Raw genomic sequence first — 14,293 nt, 5'->3', positions numbered from 1 at the left:
TTATTGATTTTCGGGATTAAGATGTGGCAAAGCAGCGTAAATTTCGTTTTTCAAAAGTCCACTTCCGCCTCCGAAATGTTCGATGACCATGATATTTTTTTCAACAACGATAGGATTTACTTTTATTTCTTGCTCGAAAGATTCGTCCAAACCAGAGCTTAGCAAAATGATATCAACTGGATTATTTGCAATATAATTATCAATTTGGCTTTCATCATTACTAATTTCGGCTTGCCAATTGTCGGTATTTTCTATAAGTCTTTTAAGTGTCGCAAGGATTTCATCGTTTTTCCCTAAAACTAAAAACTGGATATTTTGCATATTTCTGTAGAATAATATTTGCGAAAGATAGCTTATTACCGAAACAAAAACAACTTAAACTAGCTTTTAAAGTAAAATATAAATCTTGACAAAAATTACAATAATATATTATACCGACTCTACTTTTTCCTTGTGCTTTTTAACCGCCGCATCGATCGAATAAGACTTATGAATGTCTGCTTCTTTCTTTGCCAATTCAGCAAGCTTAGCAAAATATTGATGTAATTGATCCAACTCCTTTTCTGTCAAATCCTCAATATCGACCATGCGATTACTAGCTTGTTTGCTTGCAGCAATTAATTCATTAAGTTTAATTTGAAGCGCCTTCGAATCTTTATTCTGCGACTTTTGTATTAAAAAAACCATAAGAAAAGTGACGATGGTTGTACCAGTATTAATTACTAATTGCCACGTATCGGAATAGTGAAAAAACGGACCAGAGACTACCCAAATAACAACAACCAACAAGGCGCCCAAAAAAGCTATAGAACTTCCAGTAAAATTGGTAGCCCAGTTAGCAAAAGCTTCAAAAAAATTATGTGATTTCATAAGGTTAATTTGTAATATTTAGAACTAATTTAGCAAAATCTTAATGCAAAAGTATCAAGACTTCTGTAACTTCGTAAAAAAGGAAATTTATGTTTTCACGGCTTATCATTGGTTGTATGCGTTGGGGAATTTGGGGCAGCAATCTCAACAAAAATCAAACTAGTCAACTTATCGAAACTTGTATAGAAGAAGGTTTTACATCATTTGACCACGCTGATATTTATGGTGATTATACAACCGAAGCTCTTTTTGGTTCCGCTTTGGAAGATATGAAACTGGATCGAACACAAATTCAACTAATTTCTAAATGCGGAATCGTTCTTAAAAACGAAACTAACATAAAGCATTATAATTACGATTTTGATTACATCGTAAAATCTGTGGAACAAAGTCTAAAGAATCTTCACACAGATTATCTAGATATGTTGTTATTGCATCGTCCATCGCCACTTCTAAATCCAGAAGTTGTCGCAGAAGCTTTTCAAAAACTTAAAAATGATGGAAAAGTAAAGTCTTTTGGTGTGAGTAATTTTTCAACCACACAATTTGAACTTCTTAACCAGTTTGTAAACTTAGAAACCAACCAAATCGAGATTTCTGCAACAGAACCAAAAGCGTTTTTTGATGGAACTTTGGATCAAGTGATGTCCAAAAATCTTTCTCCACAAGCTTGGTCTGTTCTGGGAAATTATTTCAGTAATGAAAATAAAAATTTAACAGAAATCGTAAAAAGTTTAGCAGAAAAACATAATGTGGAAGAAGATTTGATATTGTTGTCGTTTATACTAAAGCATCCATCAAAAATCCTCCCAATTGTTGGGACGACCAATATCAAACGAATTAAGAATTACAACAAAGCTTTTGATATAAAGCTAAACACCGAAGATTGGTTCAAAATTTTGGAAGCCAGCCGTGGAAAAGAAGTTGAATAATGAAAAAACTATTATACCTTTTTATACTAATGCTTTTTTGGACGTGTAGCAAAAACATTGGTCACAATTACGGTTTTTATTATTGGCGAAGCACATTTAGCTTAAATCAAGAAGAAACCAAACTTCTCAATCAATCGAAGGTTGAAAATCTGTACACGCGTTTTTTTGACATTCAGAAAAATGGAAACAATTATGAAGCTGTTGGTATTTTAAAAAGGAAAGACTCTACCAAAATCAATAAAAAAATTGTTCCTGTTATATTTATCACTAATGAAACTTGGTACAAAATTTCAAAACAAGACGTCACACTTTTAGCACAAAAAACCTTTGATCAAGTTAATGCAATTGCAAAAAGCATGAATTTTGATTTGGCTAACGAAATCCAAATTGACAGCGATTGGACAAAAGGAACAAAGGACGATTATTTTCTGTTTTTGAAAGAACTTCAACGCATTTCGAAGCGCGACATTACATCGACTTTGCGATTGCATCAGGTTAGAGATAAAAAAACGATGGGCGTTCCGCCAGTTAAAAAGCTGTATTTGATGTGTTATTCGACATCTTCACCTTTGGAAAAATCTGATAAAAATTCGATTTTAGATTTAAAACTTTTAAAATCTTACCTCAGTAACATCGAAGATTATCCCGTGAAACTTGATATTGCGCTTCCAATCTATTCATGGGCGATTGTGACCAATCATTTAGGAAAACACAAACTCATTAATGCTGTAAAAACTTCCGATTTAGAAAATCCAAATTTTGAAAAAGTTGGCGAAAATAACTATAAAGTTTTAAAAGATGACTTCTATTTTGGGATGTATCTTAACAAAGGTTTCGAAATAAAAGTTGAAGAAATCCCAGAATCGGATATTGAAGAAAGTATTAACTTTATCGACAACAAGCTAAAATATCCTTACCAAATTATCTATTATCATCTTGATAGCCAATTCACACAACATTATAAAAACATCCTGAAATAAGTTATGAAAAAAATAGGTATCAGCGCGCTTCTTCTATTTGCGCTCAATCAACAGACACAAGCTTGTGCTTGGTACGATCCAGATTACGAATATTTTAATCTCTTCACGCAGAGCATTATTAAAGACAAATCTTACCTGCCGTTTTTGTTAAGTTATTCTTCTAAATTCTATGGTGACGAAGTCCATGTTCATGACGAAAATATCGAAGCTTGGCAGAAATTTTTCGGAAATAAATACAATTATGCCGAGACCGAATATTTAGTAAATAAAGTCTCTTATTACGATCTTAATGAGTTTAAAAAAGGAACGACTAACAATACATTTTTAAAAAAGTTAGGGCCGAATTTTTATACCCAAAATAAGGAAGCCATCGATTATTTGTTACAAGCAAAATATATGGAACCTTACATGCAAATCAAATTTGTGGGAAATCCAGACAACTATTATTTTTCGGAGCAAACGGTCTCTGTTAATGCGAGTAATTTGGATTTTAACAAAACCATGACGGCATTAACCAATCTTTATAATGCTGCAAAAAATCCTGAAATAAAACTTCGTTACGCTTATCAAATTGTAAGATTTAATCATTATACCCAGAATTATCAACAAGCTGTTGACGCTTTCAAAAAATATGTTGAACCTCTTAATCTAAAGTCGGCGCCTTATTATTTGGCTTTGGATCAAATGGCTGGCGCATTGCGTGGTTTAGGAAAAGGTCAGGACGCAAATTGGAATTTCTTTAAAGTATTTTCGTTTTCGAAAGCAAGAAAAGAGTCTGCTTTCACATCGATGCAATTGTCGGATAGCACGTCTTTCAAAGATCTGATGGCGCGTGCACAATCGCCAGAAGAGAAGAACATGGCGACTTTCCTGTTAGCTTATAAAGATTACAGCAACCCGATTCCTGCGATGGAAAAAATGTATGACATCGATCCAAATTCAGAAATCTTGAAAGTTCTTGCAGCACGAAGCATCAACGAGTTGGAGCGAAGTTATCTTCCGATAATGTACAATTCTGACGAGGTTAACAACCAAGGACAAGCGACAAGTAGTGGAAATTCAAATGAAAATTCTAGCACAAAATCTACAACATCAACAACGGAACAAAAAGTCGAGAAACCGAGCTTTTGGTCGAGAATTGTCAGCTTTTTCAAAAACTTGTTTGGCGGAAGTTCTGATGATTCGACGGAAAGAGGTGCAAATTTAAGTGACAAATCTTATCTCAATAATCCTAATAGAATTCCGTTTTTCTCAGCAAATGATAACCTTTGGGATGACAACGACAAAGTCCTCAACTACATCGATGATTTTGACAAATTTATTGATAAAACAAAAGACAAATCCAACGACGAGTTTTGGAAAATTGCTTCTGCTTATCTTAAGTTTTTGAAAAAAGATTACGATGCGAGTAATGATATTTTGAACGATATTAAAACCAACAATCCTGAATATCTTCAAGAAATCAAAAAAATGAAAGCGCTAAATGCTATCGTTTCGCAACCGAAAATTGATGCGGATTTCGAAAACAAATTAATGACCGAATACAAAGAGTATTTCATTAAACCTGAGAAAAAAGCAAGTGATAGTACAGAATATTACGAATATTCGCCACCGTCAACTTCAGATTTTTTGGTTGATATTTTAGCGAACCGTTACTTTTTGCAAGGTGAAGATGGCAAAGCTTATTTGATGAACAATTCGTTATCGTCTTTACAGTACAGTCCAAATGCAGATTTGGCGAAAAAGCTACAATCATTTATTAATAAAGATAACAAAACCGCTTTCGAAAAAGAAGTTGTTTCTAAAAATATCGATATCAAAGGAAATCCTGATGCGTTTTTCAATTTAATCTACGGTGATCAAGAAATGCGAAATGCAAATTTCACTAAGGCGAAAGATTATTATTCTAGAATAAAGGATTTCGGAGGTTTAAATGATTTAAGTATGTACAATAATACTAGTGATAACACGCCGCCGACAGATCCTAGCGTTTATAATGGTTTTAATAATATATCGCCATTAGTTTTTGGTCATAATGTTTGGGAGAGTTTTGGTAGCGCTGAAACCGAAAGTATGAAAGCTGAGCCTTTTGCAAAAGACTTCCCGATGATTGCAGCTGATATGAATAAATTGGAGTTGGCAAATGCTGCTATTGAACTTCAAAAAATCGGAACTGGAAAGGATCTGAAAGCTGCTGAGGCCAATCAACTACTCGGAAATATGTTGTACAACTCTTCTATTTTGGGATATTATCGCGAACTTTTTGTGATGGATCTCAACAATGCTGGTTGGAACAAATATGATTTTTGGAAAACCGACACACCGTACAAATATTACTACAAAAACTATTCGTACACGAGTTACATAAAACCTGAGAATTTTGATTTGTCAATTAATTATTACAAAAAAGCTTTGGATCAAACAACTGATAAAGACCAAAAAGCGAGAATCTTGTTCCAAATGGCAAGTGCGGAGCAAGGAAAATATTATCAGTGGGAGTCTAAACAAGAAAATAATTTATCTTGGGACGATCCTAACTATGATCAAAAACGTAAAGCTTTTGATGCGCAAATTGACAAAACTAAAAATGACAAATACAGAACTTATTTTGCACAGTTAAAACAAAACTATGCGGACACACAGTCCTTCAAAGATTTGCAAAGTAGATGTCTTTATTTTAAATATTATACCACCAAGTAAATATGAAAACACTTCTTTTAGCCTTTGGTCTTTTGACATTATTTAATTGTAATGCATCAAAAACCAATGCTGATGATAGCAAAAAACATGATAGTCAATTAATTGGAAAATGGTCTATGGCATTTGACAATGCATCAATCACAAGATCGCGAACCATAACTAGAGAAGCGGATGGAAAATTTGTCGCAGATAATGCAACAAGAATCCAAGGTCGCGCCCAACGCTATCAAACTTCGGGAACTTGGTGGACAGACAATGGGTTTTATTATGAAGCCAACATACAATCTGGCGACACCATTAAATACAAATACAAAGTCGACAATGTATCGAAGTTGAGCTTTGAAAAAGAATCAAGCACAGAAGAAGATTATAAATACTTTGAAGTACGCCAATAAATAACAAAAAAGAGATGGAAAGTTCCATCTCTTTTTAATTCTATTTAATAAAGAAATTAATTCTTCTCAAATTTGGTAGAAGTAGATTCACCGTTAATATTGGTTTTAATAATGTAAAGACCTTTAAGCAATTTAGAAACATTAATCTGTGCATCTTTAGACTCGCCTTTCATCACAAGTTGACCAGCAGCATTGAAGATTTCGTAAGCAACTGTAGATTTCACATTAGAGAAATGTACAACATCAACAACCGGATTTGGATAAAGTCTAACAGTAGTTTTGTTAGCTTCAGAAGTTGCAAGCGTTCCCAAAGTAAATTTCTTAACTGCGTAGAATACATTATTAATTGCAGAAACTCTTACGATAACTGTTTTGTTAGCTAACTCCGCAGGGAAAGTTACAGAAGCGGCTCCGTTATTAGGTGTTGTCTCCAAAAGCGTCACCCAAGTCGCACCATTATCAGCAGTATAATCAATTTTGACATTAGTAACATTATATGGTGAAGCATTTGTCCCAGAAACAACCCAAGTTAAATTAATAGGACTTCCAGCACTACCAGTTGGTGCGTTTACAGTGAAAGCTGCAGCAGATCCAACAACAATTTTTTGTGTTGCATAGGCAGTTTGCGCTTGACCAGCTGGTTTGTTATCTCTAACCGTTACGCGGAAATTAGAAGTTTTTGCAACGGTTGACACCGCTTCGAAGTCCAAAGTATTTTTAAGATTACCCGCTAAAACTGTTGCTAATTTTGGAAAATATCGAGTAGGACTAGTCGATGGCATCCATGATCTAAAGCTTGCACCACTTGTTGTGTTACCAATATTTGATTTTGTAACACCGTTTGCCAACTTACTAGGATTCATTTCTTCCCAAGAATAAGTTAAAGCATCACCATCTGGATCTGTTGCTTGAGCTGTTAACACAAAAGCTGTAGATTTTGGAATAGTATAAGTTGTAGGCATCGCAGTAACAACTGGCGTCCCGTTAGTAATAGGCGTTTTCACACTAACATTGCTAGATAATACTGTCTGCACTTGATCGATACTTATCGAATGAAAATATGGATCAGAATGTGCTTGTACATCTGTTGTTGACCCTGTAATACCAGCATAACCCATAATTGTCGATCCCGAACCAGGTTCGACTTCTGTATTTAAATATTGTTCGTAGAAACTATATGTGTGGCTATCTCCCAACTGATGCCCCATCTCGTGAGCAACATAATCGATATCAAAACTATCACCAAATGGTTTGTCATCGCCTGGAGACGTAATGCCACTACCTTTATAATTGTTAGGAGAATTAAATGCATAACCACAACCATCTGGGTCGCTCGCTGAAACCGCTGTATAAGACACATCGTTACTACCTATACAACCAATACAACCAGCGTTACCGCCACCTCCAGTAGCACCGAATAAGTGTCCAATGTCAAAACTAGCATCAGTTACACCATATTGTCCGCCGTGCAAAACATTCATTAATTCATAATTCCATTTACACATTTGTGATGATGCACTATAAGGATCGCTTGATGCGGATTCAAAAATTAAAGCTGGAGCATCAATAGCATTAACATGAAGATTAAATTCTTGCTCAAACACTGCATTAACTCTTGTCAAAGTCGCATTAATTTGTGCTAAAGCATTTGCCTTACCTCCAAAATAACTTGTATATTCTCCAGTTACAGACATCGCCAAACGAAGTGTGTGGAAGGTTTTATTACTGGATTTATTTGCAATAGCCGCCTCATCTTTTAGTTTTTGTAAACGTGCTACAGATTCTGGATTTTCTTTAGTACTACAAATAAAAGAATGTCCATTTTTATTAGACTTTTCGGTAACAGCATAGTAAGTTTTATCTAAACTGGTTGGGCTGATAAACTCGTATCTATCGCCACCCATAATTGTAGCTTGAAAATCATTAGGCGCCACACTAAAACGAATCGTTTTACTAGGATCGTCAATACCAACGCCCACATACGAACCTAAATTATATCGTTTCGCTAAAGCTTCGTCCATTACTGGAAAACTATTTACTGCAAAACGTTCTATCTTTCCAGAAGTTGTTGGAACATATACATTAACCGTTTGTCCTACTCCAACTTTAGAAGCTGATAACAACTGCGTTTGTATTTGCTTGATGTCAACTTTATAAAAACTTGCATTATTAAGATTGCTGTTTTTAAGTTCAATATCGCTAGGCGTTGCTTTTGTCCATTGTGCATGAAGCATAGGAACTGAAAGAGCCAAAGCAAAAGTTGTAATTATTAATTTCATAAAAATAAAAAGTTAGGGCGCAAATATATTACTTCGACAACAATAAGCGCTTACCATTAATAATATTTAATTAAATTTTAAGAACTAAATACATTTCATCAATTAAAATCTACTTTTATGATATATAGAATCAAAATTTAATTTTTGATATGATTTTCAAAATTAAAAAAGCGGTCTCAAAATATTGAGGCCGCCTCTTGTCAAAGAAATATTAAATTGAAAAATGAAAAGTGTTTTTAGAATTTGTAGTTAAGTTGCACCGCAAAGTTTCGAGGTTGTATTTGGTCGATATAACCACCGCGGAAGTATGAGCTATAACCAACAGAATCAAAAATATTATTGAAAAAGACTCTTACGCCAATTCCATTATTTAATGCATAACCAACCTGCGCATCAACTGTTATATATTCTGGCATGTCAAAAGGTTTAACACCAGGTCTCACGCTATTAACGTGTGCAGCTGTAAAAGTTTTTTGCGTCCACTCATCTACTGGACGTTTCCCTACATAATAAATTCCGGCGCCGATGTCCAATTTGTCGAGGATTCCTCCTTTAAATTTGTAGTTCAACCAAGCGTTAGCAGTATGTTTTGGGGCATTCATCGGGGCAGAACCATTGACGTAAGAAGGACTGTCTTGGTATTGTGCATCCAGATATGCCCAACCAGACATCACTTGTAGATTAGGTAAGATTCTACCGATTAACTCCACTTCCACACCTTTTCTTCTAAGATTACCAGCTAGACCATACAAAATATTTCCGCTGCCATCCTTAATTGGTTGATAGTCTTTGTCCAAAATTTGATATGACAAATTATTAGTTTTAATATCGAATAAAGTCACATTAAATCTTAATTTTTCATTAAACCAATCCGACTTAATACCAGCTTCCCATTGTTTGGTATCCGATGGGCCTACATTACCACCTTCTTGCAAAATATTATTAACTGAACGAAGCGAGGTTGTCGTTGTATAAGATCCAAAAACATTTACATTTTCTAGTGGCGAAATAATCAAACCAAAAGAAGGATTCCAAGTGTCTGCAACTCTATAAGTAGAACCACTAATTCTGCTATATCTAAGGCCTAAATGTGTTTTGACATATTTCCCAATTGCCATAACATTTTGCGCCATTATACCATAAGTTGGTGTAAGAATAGGATTGCTTTTCCCTAAATTTTTGAATACAACATTAACAGGAAGCGCATTTGGGATCGTGCCATTAACAACATCAAATACATCTAATGCATTGCCTGGATCGATACTTCCGTCCGTTCTAACGCTAGCTGCTTTTATTAAATTAGCAGGTGCAATAGAGTTCTTGTAAGCGGCATAAGTTACAGAAGAAGTTTCGGTTTCTCTCCAATCAAATCCAACTTGGAAGGTATGTTTAATAAAACCTGTTTGAATATCTTGTCCAATAAAATCAAACTGAAATACTTTATTAAGATCTTCCGACTGTGACTTTCCAATTGTTCTTTGTCTAACATTGTAATCCGAACTTTTTGGTAGCATCGATATTGAAGACGTTTCGTTATCCGAATTGCTAGAAGAATTAATGAAAGCTGCACGTAGTTTTAGTTTATCATTAAGTTTTCGAACTGCAGTCGTTGCAAAATTGAAAGTTTCTGTTTTAGCAAAATCCGATGCATAACCTAAGAATTTCCCTTTTGGCATGTGATATAACGCTTCGACATCACCCGAAGAAGTATTGATTGTTCCTCGATCTGGCGTACGATTGTCATGTAGATAATCCATTTCTACTGTGATCTCGGTTTTGTCATCGGGACGATAAGTTACAGATGGATTTACATAAATCCTTTCACCTTTTACAAAACTTCTAAAAGAATTATTATTTTGATAAGCTGCATTAAATCTTACTGCAACTTTCTTATCCGAGTCTAACACTCTTTGGAAATCTAAAGTTGGTCTATAAAAATCCCAACTTCCGTATCTGAAGCCAACATTAGTTTGGTCAATAAACTGAGGTCTTTTAGTCACAACATTGATAACACCACCAGCAGAACCAAGTCCGTTGCCGACACCTTGTGTCACAGCTGCTGATCCTTTAATAACCTGAATACTTTCAACACCTTGCATATCTGTAATCATACCTGCCGTCCTAAAATCAGAATCCATTTGGACACCATTTTTAAGAACAGGAACACCTCTATAACCGCGAATCGACATACTCTCGCTACCGCCACCATAACTAGAAAACAAGGTTACACCAGGTACATTCTTAGCAACATCTGTCACCGTAAGTCCACCAAGATCTTCGATAACTTTATTAGAAATTACAGAAATACTTTGGATTTGATCTCTTGTCTTAAGTGGCATTCTTGTAATAGCTTCAAGGCCTACAGGTTGCTTTTTTGCAACACCGAATAATTCGACTTCATCGATTTGTGTTTCCTTCTTTACTGTGTCTTTTTTAGCTTGTTGTGCATTAGCGAAAGCACCAGCAAGAATAAGGATAGAAACAGATACTAATTTGTTCATGTATTTATTTTTTACAAGTCTATTATTTTTATTAATTCTAAATAAATATTAAAAAATGATTTTTATCACGAACAAGCATAAAAAAATCCCTTTCCAAATAATGGAAAGGGATTCTATAATCATAGCAAAGTATGCTAGTATCACACTTTAATTTCTACATCAACACCTGAAGGAAGTTCTAACTTCATAAGAGCGTCTACAGTTTTAGAAGAAGAAGAGTAGATATCCATCAATCTCTTGTGAGCTGATAATTGGAATTGTTCTCTTGCTTTCTTGTTAACGTGCGGAGATCTCAACACAGTGAAGATTCTTTTGTTAGTTGGTAAAGGGATTGGACCGTTAACTACAGCACCAGTCGCTTTAACCGTTTTTACGATTTTCTCAGCAGATTTGTCTACTAAATTGTAATCGTAAGACTTAAGTTTTATTCTGATTCTTTGTGACATTTTAATCTAATTTAAAATTAACCTTTAGCTTTAGCGATTACGTCTTCAGCAACGTTATTAGGAGCAGCTTCGTATCTTTCGAATTCCATAGAAGATGATGCTCTACCAGAAGATAATGTTCTTAATGATGTTACATAACCAAACATTTCTGAAAGTGGAACGAATGCTTTGATAACTTTAGCGTTATTTCTGTCATCCATACCGTTAACTGTACCTCTTCTTCTGTTAAGGTCACCAACGATATCTCCCATATATTCTTCTGGAGTTACTACTTCAAGTTTCATGATTGGCTCCATGATAACAGCTTTAGCAGCTTTACCAACAGATTTGAAACCTAACTTAGCAGCTAATTCGAAAGATAATTGATCAGAGTCAACCGCGTGGAATGAACCATCTTTAAGAGTAACTTTCATTGAGTCAACTTCGAATCCAGCTAATGGACCATTTTTCATTGCTTCTTTGAAACCTTTCTCTACTGAAGGAACAAATTCTTTAGGGATGTTACCACCCTTAATTACGTTAATAAACTCTAAACCTGTTTTACCTTCGTCAGCAGGACCAATTTCGAATACGATATCAGCAAATTTACCTCTACCACCTGATTGTTTTTTGTAAACTTCTCTGTGATTAGCTGTAACTGTTAAAGCTTCTTTGTACTCTACTTGAGGTTGTCCTTGGTTAACTTCAACCTTGAACTCTCTTCTCATACGGTCTACGATGATATCTAAGTGAAGCTCACCCATACCAGAGATGATCGTTTGTCCAGAAGCCTCGTCAGTTTTAACCGTGAAAGTAGGATCTTCTTCAGCCAATTTAGCTAAAGCGTTACCCATTTTATCTTGGTCAGCCTTAGTTTTAGGCTCAACTGCGATACCAATTACTGGATCTGGGAAAACCATAGATTCAAGAACGATTGGGCTCTTTTCATCACATAATGTATCCCCTGTTTTAATATCTTTAAATCCTACAGCAGCACCAATATCACCAGCTTCGATAAATTCGATAGGCTCTTGCTTATTAGCGTGCATTTGGAAGATACGAGAGATTCTTTCTCTGTTACCAGATCTTGTGTTAAGAACATAAGAACCAGCATCTAATCTACCAGAGTAAGCTCTAAAGAATGCTAAACGACCTACGAATGGGTCAGTAGCAATTTTGAATGCTAACGCTGCGAATGGATCATTAACAGATGGTTTTCTGCTAATAGGCTCATCAGTCTTAGGGTTAGTACCGTGGATCGCTTCTTTATCCATCGGAGATGGTAAATAACGACAAACAGCATCTAACATAAACTGTACACCTTTATTTTTGAATGAAGAACCACAAGTCATTGGAATGATAGACATATCCAAAGTTGCTGCTCTTAGAGCTGTATGGATTTCTTCCTCTGTAATAGAGTTTTCGTCTTCCATAAACTTCTCAAGAAGGTTTTCGTCGTAAGCTGCAATCTCTTCGATCAATTGACCTCTGAATTGCTTAACTTCGTCTAACATTGATTCAGGAATGTCAACGATGTCAAAAGTAGAACCATAGTTATCATCATGCCAAACAATAGCTCTGTTTTTAACTAAGTCTACAACGCCTTTAAAGTCTGCTTCTTCACCAATTGGTAAAACGATAGGCACTGCGTTAGAACCTAACATTGTTTTAACTTGGTTACAAACATTAAGGAAGTCTGCACCTTGACGGTCCATTTTATTTACAAATCCCATTCTTGGAACTTTGTAATTATCAGCTAGTCTCCAGTTAGTTTCTGATTGTGGCTCAACACCATCAACAGCAGAAAATAAGAACACTAAACCATCTAATACTCTTAATGAACGGTTAACCTCAACAGTAAAGTCAACGTGTCCCGGTGTATCGATTACGTTAAAATGGTAATCTTTAGCATCTGGAAGTGGCTTACCTTGCTCTGTTGGGAATTTCCAATCTACCGTAACAGCTGCAGAAGTAATGGTGATACCTCTTTCTGCTTCTTGCTCCATCCAGTCAGTTGTAGAACCACCTTCGTGAGTTTCCCCAATCTTGTGATTTTTACCTGAATAAAATAAGATACGTTCGGTTGTTGTAGTCTTACCAGCATCAATGTGCGCAGCAATACCAATATTTCTAGTTAATTTAAGATCTCTACTCATTGTCTTAATTAGAATTTAAAGTGAGAGAAAGCTTTGTTAGCTTCTGCCATTTTGTGAGTATCTGTTTTCTTTTTATATGCAGCACCTTCTTCTTTAGCAGCAGCGATAACTTCAGCAGCTAATTTCTGAGCCATTGACTTATCATTTCTTGCTTTAGAATACTTGATTAACCATTTCATAGCCATAGAAATTTTTCTATCAGCTCTGATTGGCATAGGAATTTGGAAGTTAGCACCTCCAACTCTTCTAGATCTTACTTCTACGTGAGGCATAACGTTAGTTAATGCATCTTTCCAGATTTCTAGAGAAGTTTTCTCATTATCACCTTTTTTGTTTTCAACGATATCTAACGCATCATAGAAAATCTTGAATGCGATAGACTTCTTACCGTCTAACATAAGGTTGTTTACAAATCTTGTTACCAATTGATCATTAAACTTCGGATCTGGTAACAACGGTCTTTTTTTCGCTTTTGTCTTTCTCATTGTCTTGTACCTTATTTAATGATTATTTTTTCTTTCCTTTAGCTGGAGCTGCTGCTGCCTGACCTGGTTTTGGTCTCTTAGCACCATACTTCGATCTTCTTTGTGTTCTTCCGTTAACACCTGCAGTGTCTAACGCACCTCTTACGATGTGGTAACGTACTCCCGGTAGGTCTTTCACCCTTCCGCCTCTTACCAATACTATCGAGTGCTCTTGAAGATTATGTCCTTCGCCCGGGATATAAGCGTTGACTTCTTTACCGTTAGAAAGTCTTACCCTTGCAACTTTTCTAAGTGCAGAGTTTGGTTTCTTAGGTGTAGTTGTATATACTCTCGTACATACACCGCGTCTTTGTGGACAAGAATCAAGGGCAGCCGATTTGCTCTTCTTGGCAAGCGTGGCTCTTCCTTTTCTTACTAATTGTTGAATAGTAGGCATTTAATTGCTTTTATTTTATAATTCAGGGTGCAAAAGTAATGATATTTTTTTAATTTACAATAGCTTACACAAAAAATTAATATTCTTTCTGATTATAAATCATTTGTTTACATCACTAACAATAAATACTTTTG

12 protein-coding genes are annotated in these 14,293 nt (G+C 35.3%); 4 read left to right on the top strand and 8 right to left on the bottom strand.

Annotation, left to right across the window (positions count from 1 at the left end; translation table 11 throughout):
- Together B5X62_RS09335 and B5X62_RS09330 are read right to left on the bottom strand one after the other, a co-directional pair.
- Positions 1-321, bottom strand: a complete 321-nt coding sequence (locus B5X62_RS09335; RefSeq protein WP_079667167.1) for a hypothetical protein — start codon at positions 319-321, stop codon at positions 1-3.
- A gap of 108 nt (positions 322-429) precedes the next feature.
- Positions 430-870, bottom strand: a complete 441-nt coding sequence (locus B5X62_RS09330) for a low affinity iron permease family protein (protein WP_079667166.1) — start codon at positions 868-870, stop codon at positions 430-432.
- 89 nt (positions 871-959) lie between these two features.
- On the opposite strand from B5X62_RS09330, the gene B5X62_RS09325 reads away from it, so the two are divergent.
- The 4 genes from B5X62_RS09325 to B5X62_RS09310 are packed head-to-tail and all read left to right on the top strand — an operon-like array spanning position 960 to position 5,877.
- Positions 960-1,802: an aldo/keto reductase gene (locus tag B5X62_RS09325; protein WP_079667165.1), complete on the top strand. Its 843-nt coding sequence runs from the start codon at positions 960-962 to the stop codon at positions 1,800-1,802.
- Positions 1,802-2,782, top strand: a complete 981-nt coding sequence (locus B5X62_RS09320) for a hypothetical protein (RefSeq protein WP_079667164.1) — start codon at positions 1,802-1,804, stop codon at positions 2,780-2,782. The genes B5X62_RS09325 and B5X62_RS09320 overlap by 1 nt, the downstream gene beginning before the upstream one ends.
- Before the next feature lie 3 nt (positions 2,783-2,785).
- Positions 2,786-5,482, top strand: a complete 2,697-nt coding sequence (locus tag B5X62_RS09315; RefSeq protein WP_079667163.1) for a hypothetical protein — start codon at positions 2,786-2,788, stop codon at positions 5,480-5,482.
- A gap of 2 nt (positions 5,483-5,484) precedes the next feature.
- On the top strand, positions 5,485-5,877 hold the full coding sequence (locus B5X62_RS09310; RefSeq protein WP_079667162.1) for a hypothetical protein: 393 nt from the start codon (positions 5,485-5,487) through the stop codon (positions 5,875-5,877).
- Positions 5,878-5,933: 56 nt separating this feature from the next.
- Here the strand turns inward: B5X62_RS09310 and B5X62_RS09305 are convergent, their stop codons facing one another.
- The 6 genes from B5X62_RS09305 to rpsL all read right to left on the bottom strand — a co-directional run bounded on the left by B5X62_RS09305 (position 5,934) and on the right by rpsL (position 14,159).
- The gene (locus B5X62_RS09305; RefSeq protein WP_079667161.1) at positions 5,934-8,156 is read right to left on the bottom strand and encodes a zinc-dependent metalloprotease; all 2,223 of its coding nucleotides are present in this window, start codon (positions 8,154-8,156) and stop codon (positions 5,934-5,936) included.
- Between the two features lie 236 nt (positions 8,157-8,392).
- The gene (locus tag B5X62_RS09300) at positions 8,393-10,657 is read right to left on the bottom strand and encodes a TonB-dependent siderophore receptor (protein WP_079667160.1); all 2,265 of its coding nucleotides are present in this window, start codon (positions 10,655-10,657) and stop codon (positions 8,393-8,395) included.
- A 140-nt stretch (positions 10,658-10,797) separates the two neighbouring features.
- The gene (gene rpsJ / locus B5X62_RS09295) at positions 10,798-11,103 is read right to left on the bottom strand and encodes a 30S ribosomal protein S10 (protein ID WP_002661363.1); all 306 of its coding nucleotides are present in this window, start codon (positions 11,101-11,103) and stop codon (positions 10,798-10,800) included.
- Between the two features lie 17 nt (positions 11,104-11,120).
- The gene (gene fusA, locus B5X62_RS09290) at positions 11,121-13,238 is read right to left on the bottom strand and encodes an elongation factor G (RefSeq protein ID WP_079667159.1); all 2,118 of its coding nucleotides are present in this window, start codon (positions 13,236-13,238) and stop codon (positions 11,121-11,123) included.
- A gap of 8 nt (positions 13,239-13,246) precedes the next feature.
- On the bottom strand, positions 13,247-13,723 hold the full coding sequence (rpsG, locus tag B5X62_RS09285) for a 30S ribosomal protein S7 (RefSeq protein WP_079667158.1): 477 nt from the start codon (positions 13,721-13,723) through the stop codon (positions 13,247-13,249).
- 22 nt (positions 13,724-13,745) lie between these two features.
- Positions 13,746-14,159, bottom strand: coding sequence for a 30S ribosomal protein S12 (rpsL, locus tag B5X62_RS09280; protein ID WP_002983146.1), 414 nt, complete (start codon positions 14,157-14,159; stop codon positions 13,746-13,748).
- Positions 14,160-14,293 lie beyond the last annotated feature (134 nt).

This window comes from Soonwooa buanensis (genome assembly GCF_900167905.1).
Classification (GTDB): domain Bacteria; phylum Bacteroidota; class Bacteroidia; order Flavobacteriales; family Weeksellaceae; genus Soonwooa; species Soonwooa buanensis.
Note: the sequence above shows the minus strand (reverse complement) of the source record. Positions and strands in the feature narration are given on the sequence as shown.

Excerpts from the sequence above, each read along its gene's own strand:
- B5X62_RS09335 (WP_079667167.1), bottom strand. The coding sequence starts at position 321 with ATGCAAAATATCCAGTTTTTAGTTTTAGGGAAAAACGATGAAATCCTT.
- B5X62_RS09330 (WP_079667166.1), bottom strand. The coding sequence starts at position 870 with ATGAAATCACATAATTTTTTTGAAGCTTTTGCTAACTGGGCTACCAAT.
- B5X62_RS09325 (WP_079667165.1), top strand. The coding sequence starts at position 960 with ATGTTTTCACGGCTTATCATTGGTTGTATGCGTTGGGGAATTTGGGGC.
- B5X62_RS09320 (WP_079667164.1), top strand. The coding sequence starts at position 1,802 with ATGAAAAAACTATTATACCTTTTTATACTAATGCTTTTTTGGACGTGT.
- B5X62_RS09315 (WP_079667163.1), top strand. The coding sequence starts at position 2,786 with ATGAAAAAAATAGGTATCAGCGCGCTTCTTCTATTTGCGCTCAATCAA.
- B5X62_RS09310 (WP_079667162.1), top strand. The coding sequence starts at position 5,485 with ATGAAAACACTTCTTTTAGCCTTTGGTCTTTTGACATTATTTAATTGT.
- B5X62_RS09305 (WP_079667161.1), bottom strand. The coding sequence starts at position 8,156 with ATGAAATTAATAATTACAACTTTTGCTTTGGCTCTTTCAGTTCCTATG.
- B5X62_RS09300 (WP_079667160.1), bottom strand. The coding sequence starts at position 10,657 with ATGAACAAATTAGTATCTGTTTCTATCCTTATTCTTGCTGGTGCTTTC.
- rpsJ (WP_002661363.1), bottom strand. The coding sequence starts at position 11,103 with ATGTCACAAAGAATCAGAATAAAACTTAAGTCTTACGATTACAATTTA.
- fusA (WP_079667159.1), bottom strand. The coding sequence starts at position 13,238 with ATGAGTAGAGATCTTAAATTAACTAGAAATATTGGTATTGCTGCGCAC.
- rpsG (WP_079667158.1), bottom strand. The coding sequence starts at position 13,723 with ATGAGAAAGACAAAAGCGAAAAAAAGACCGTTGTTACCAGATCCGAAG.
- rpsL (WP_002983146.1), bottom strand. The coding sequence starts at position 14,159 with ATGCCTACTATTCAACAATTAGTAAGAAAAGGAAGAGCCACGCTTGCC.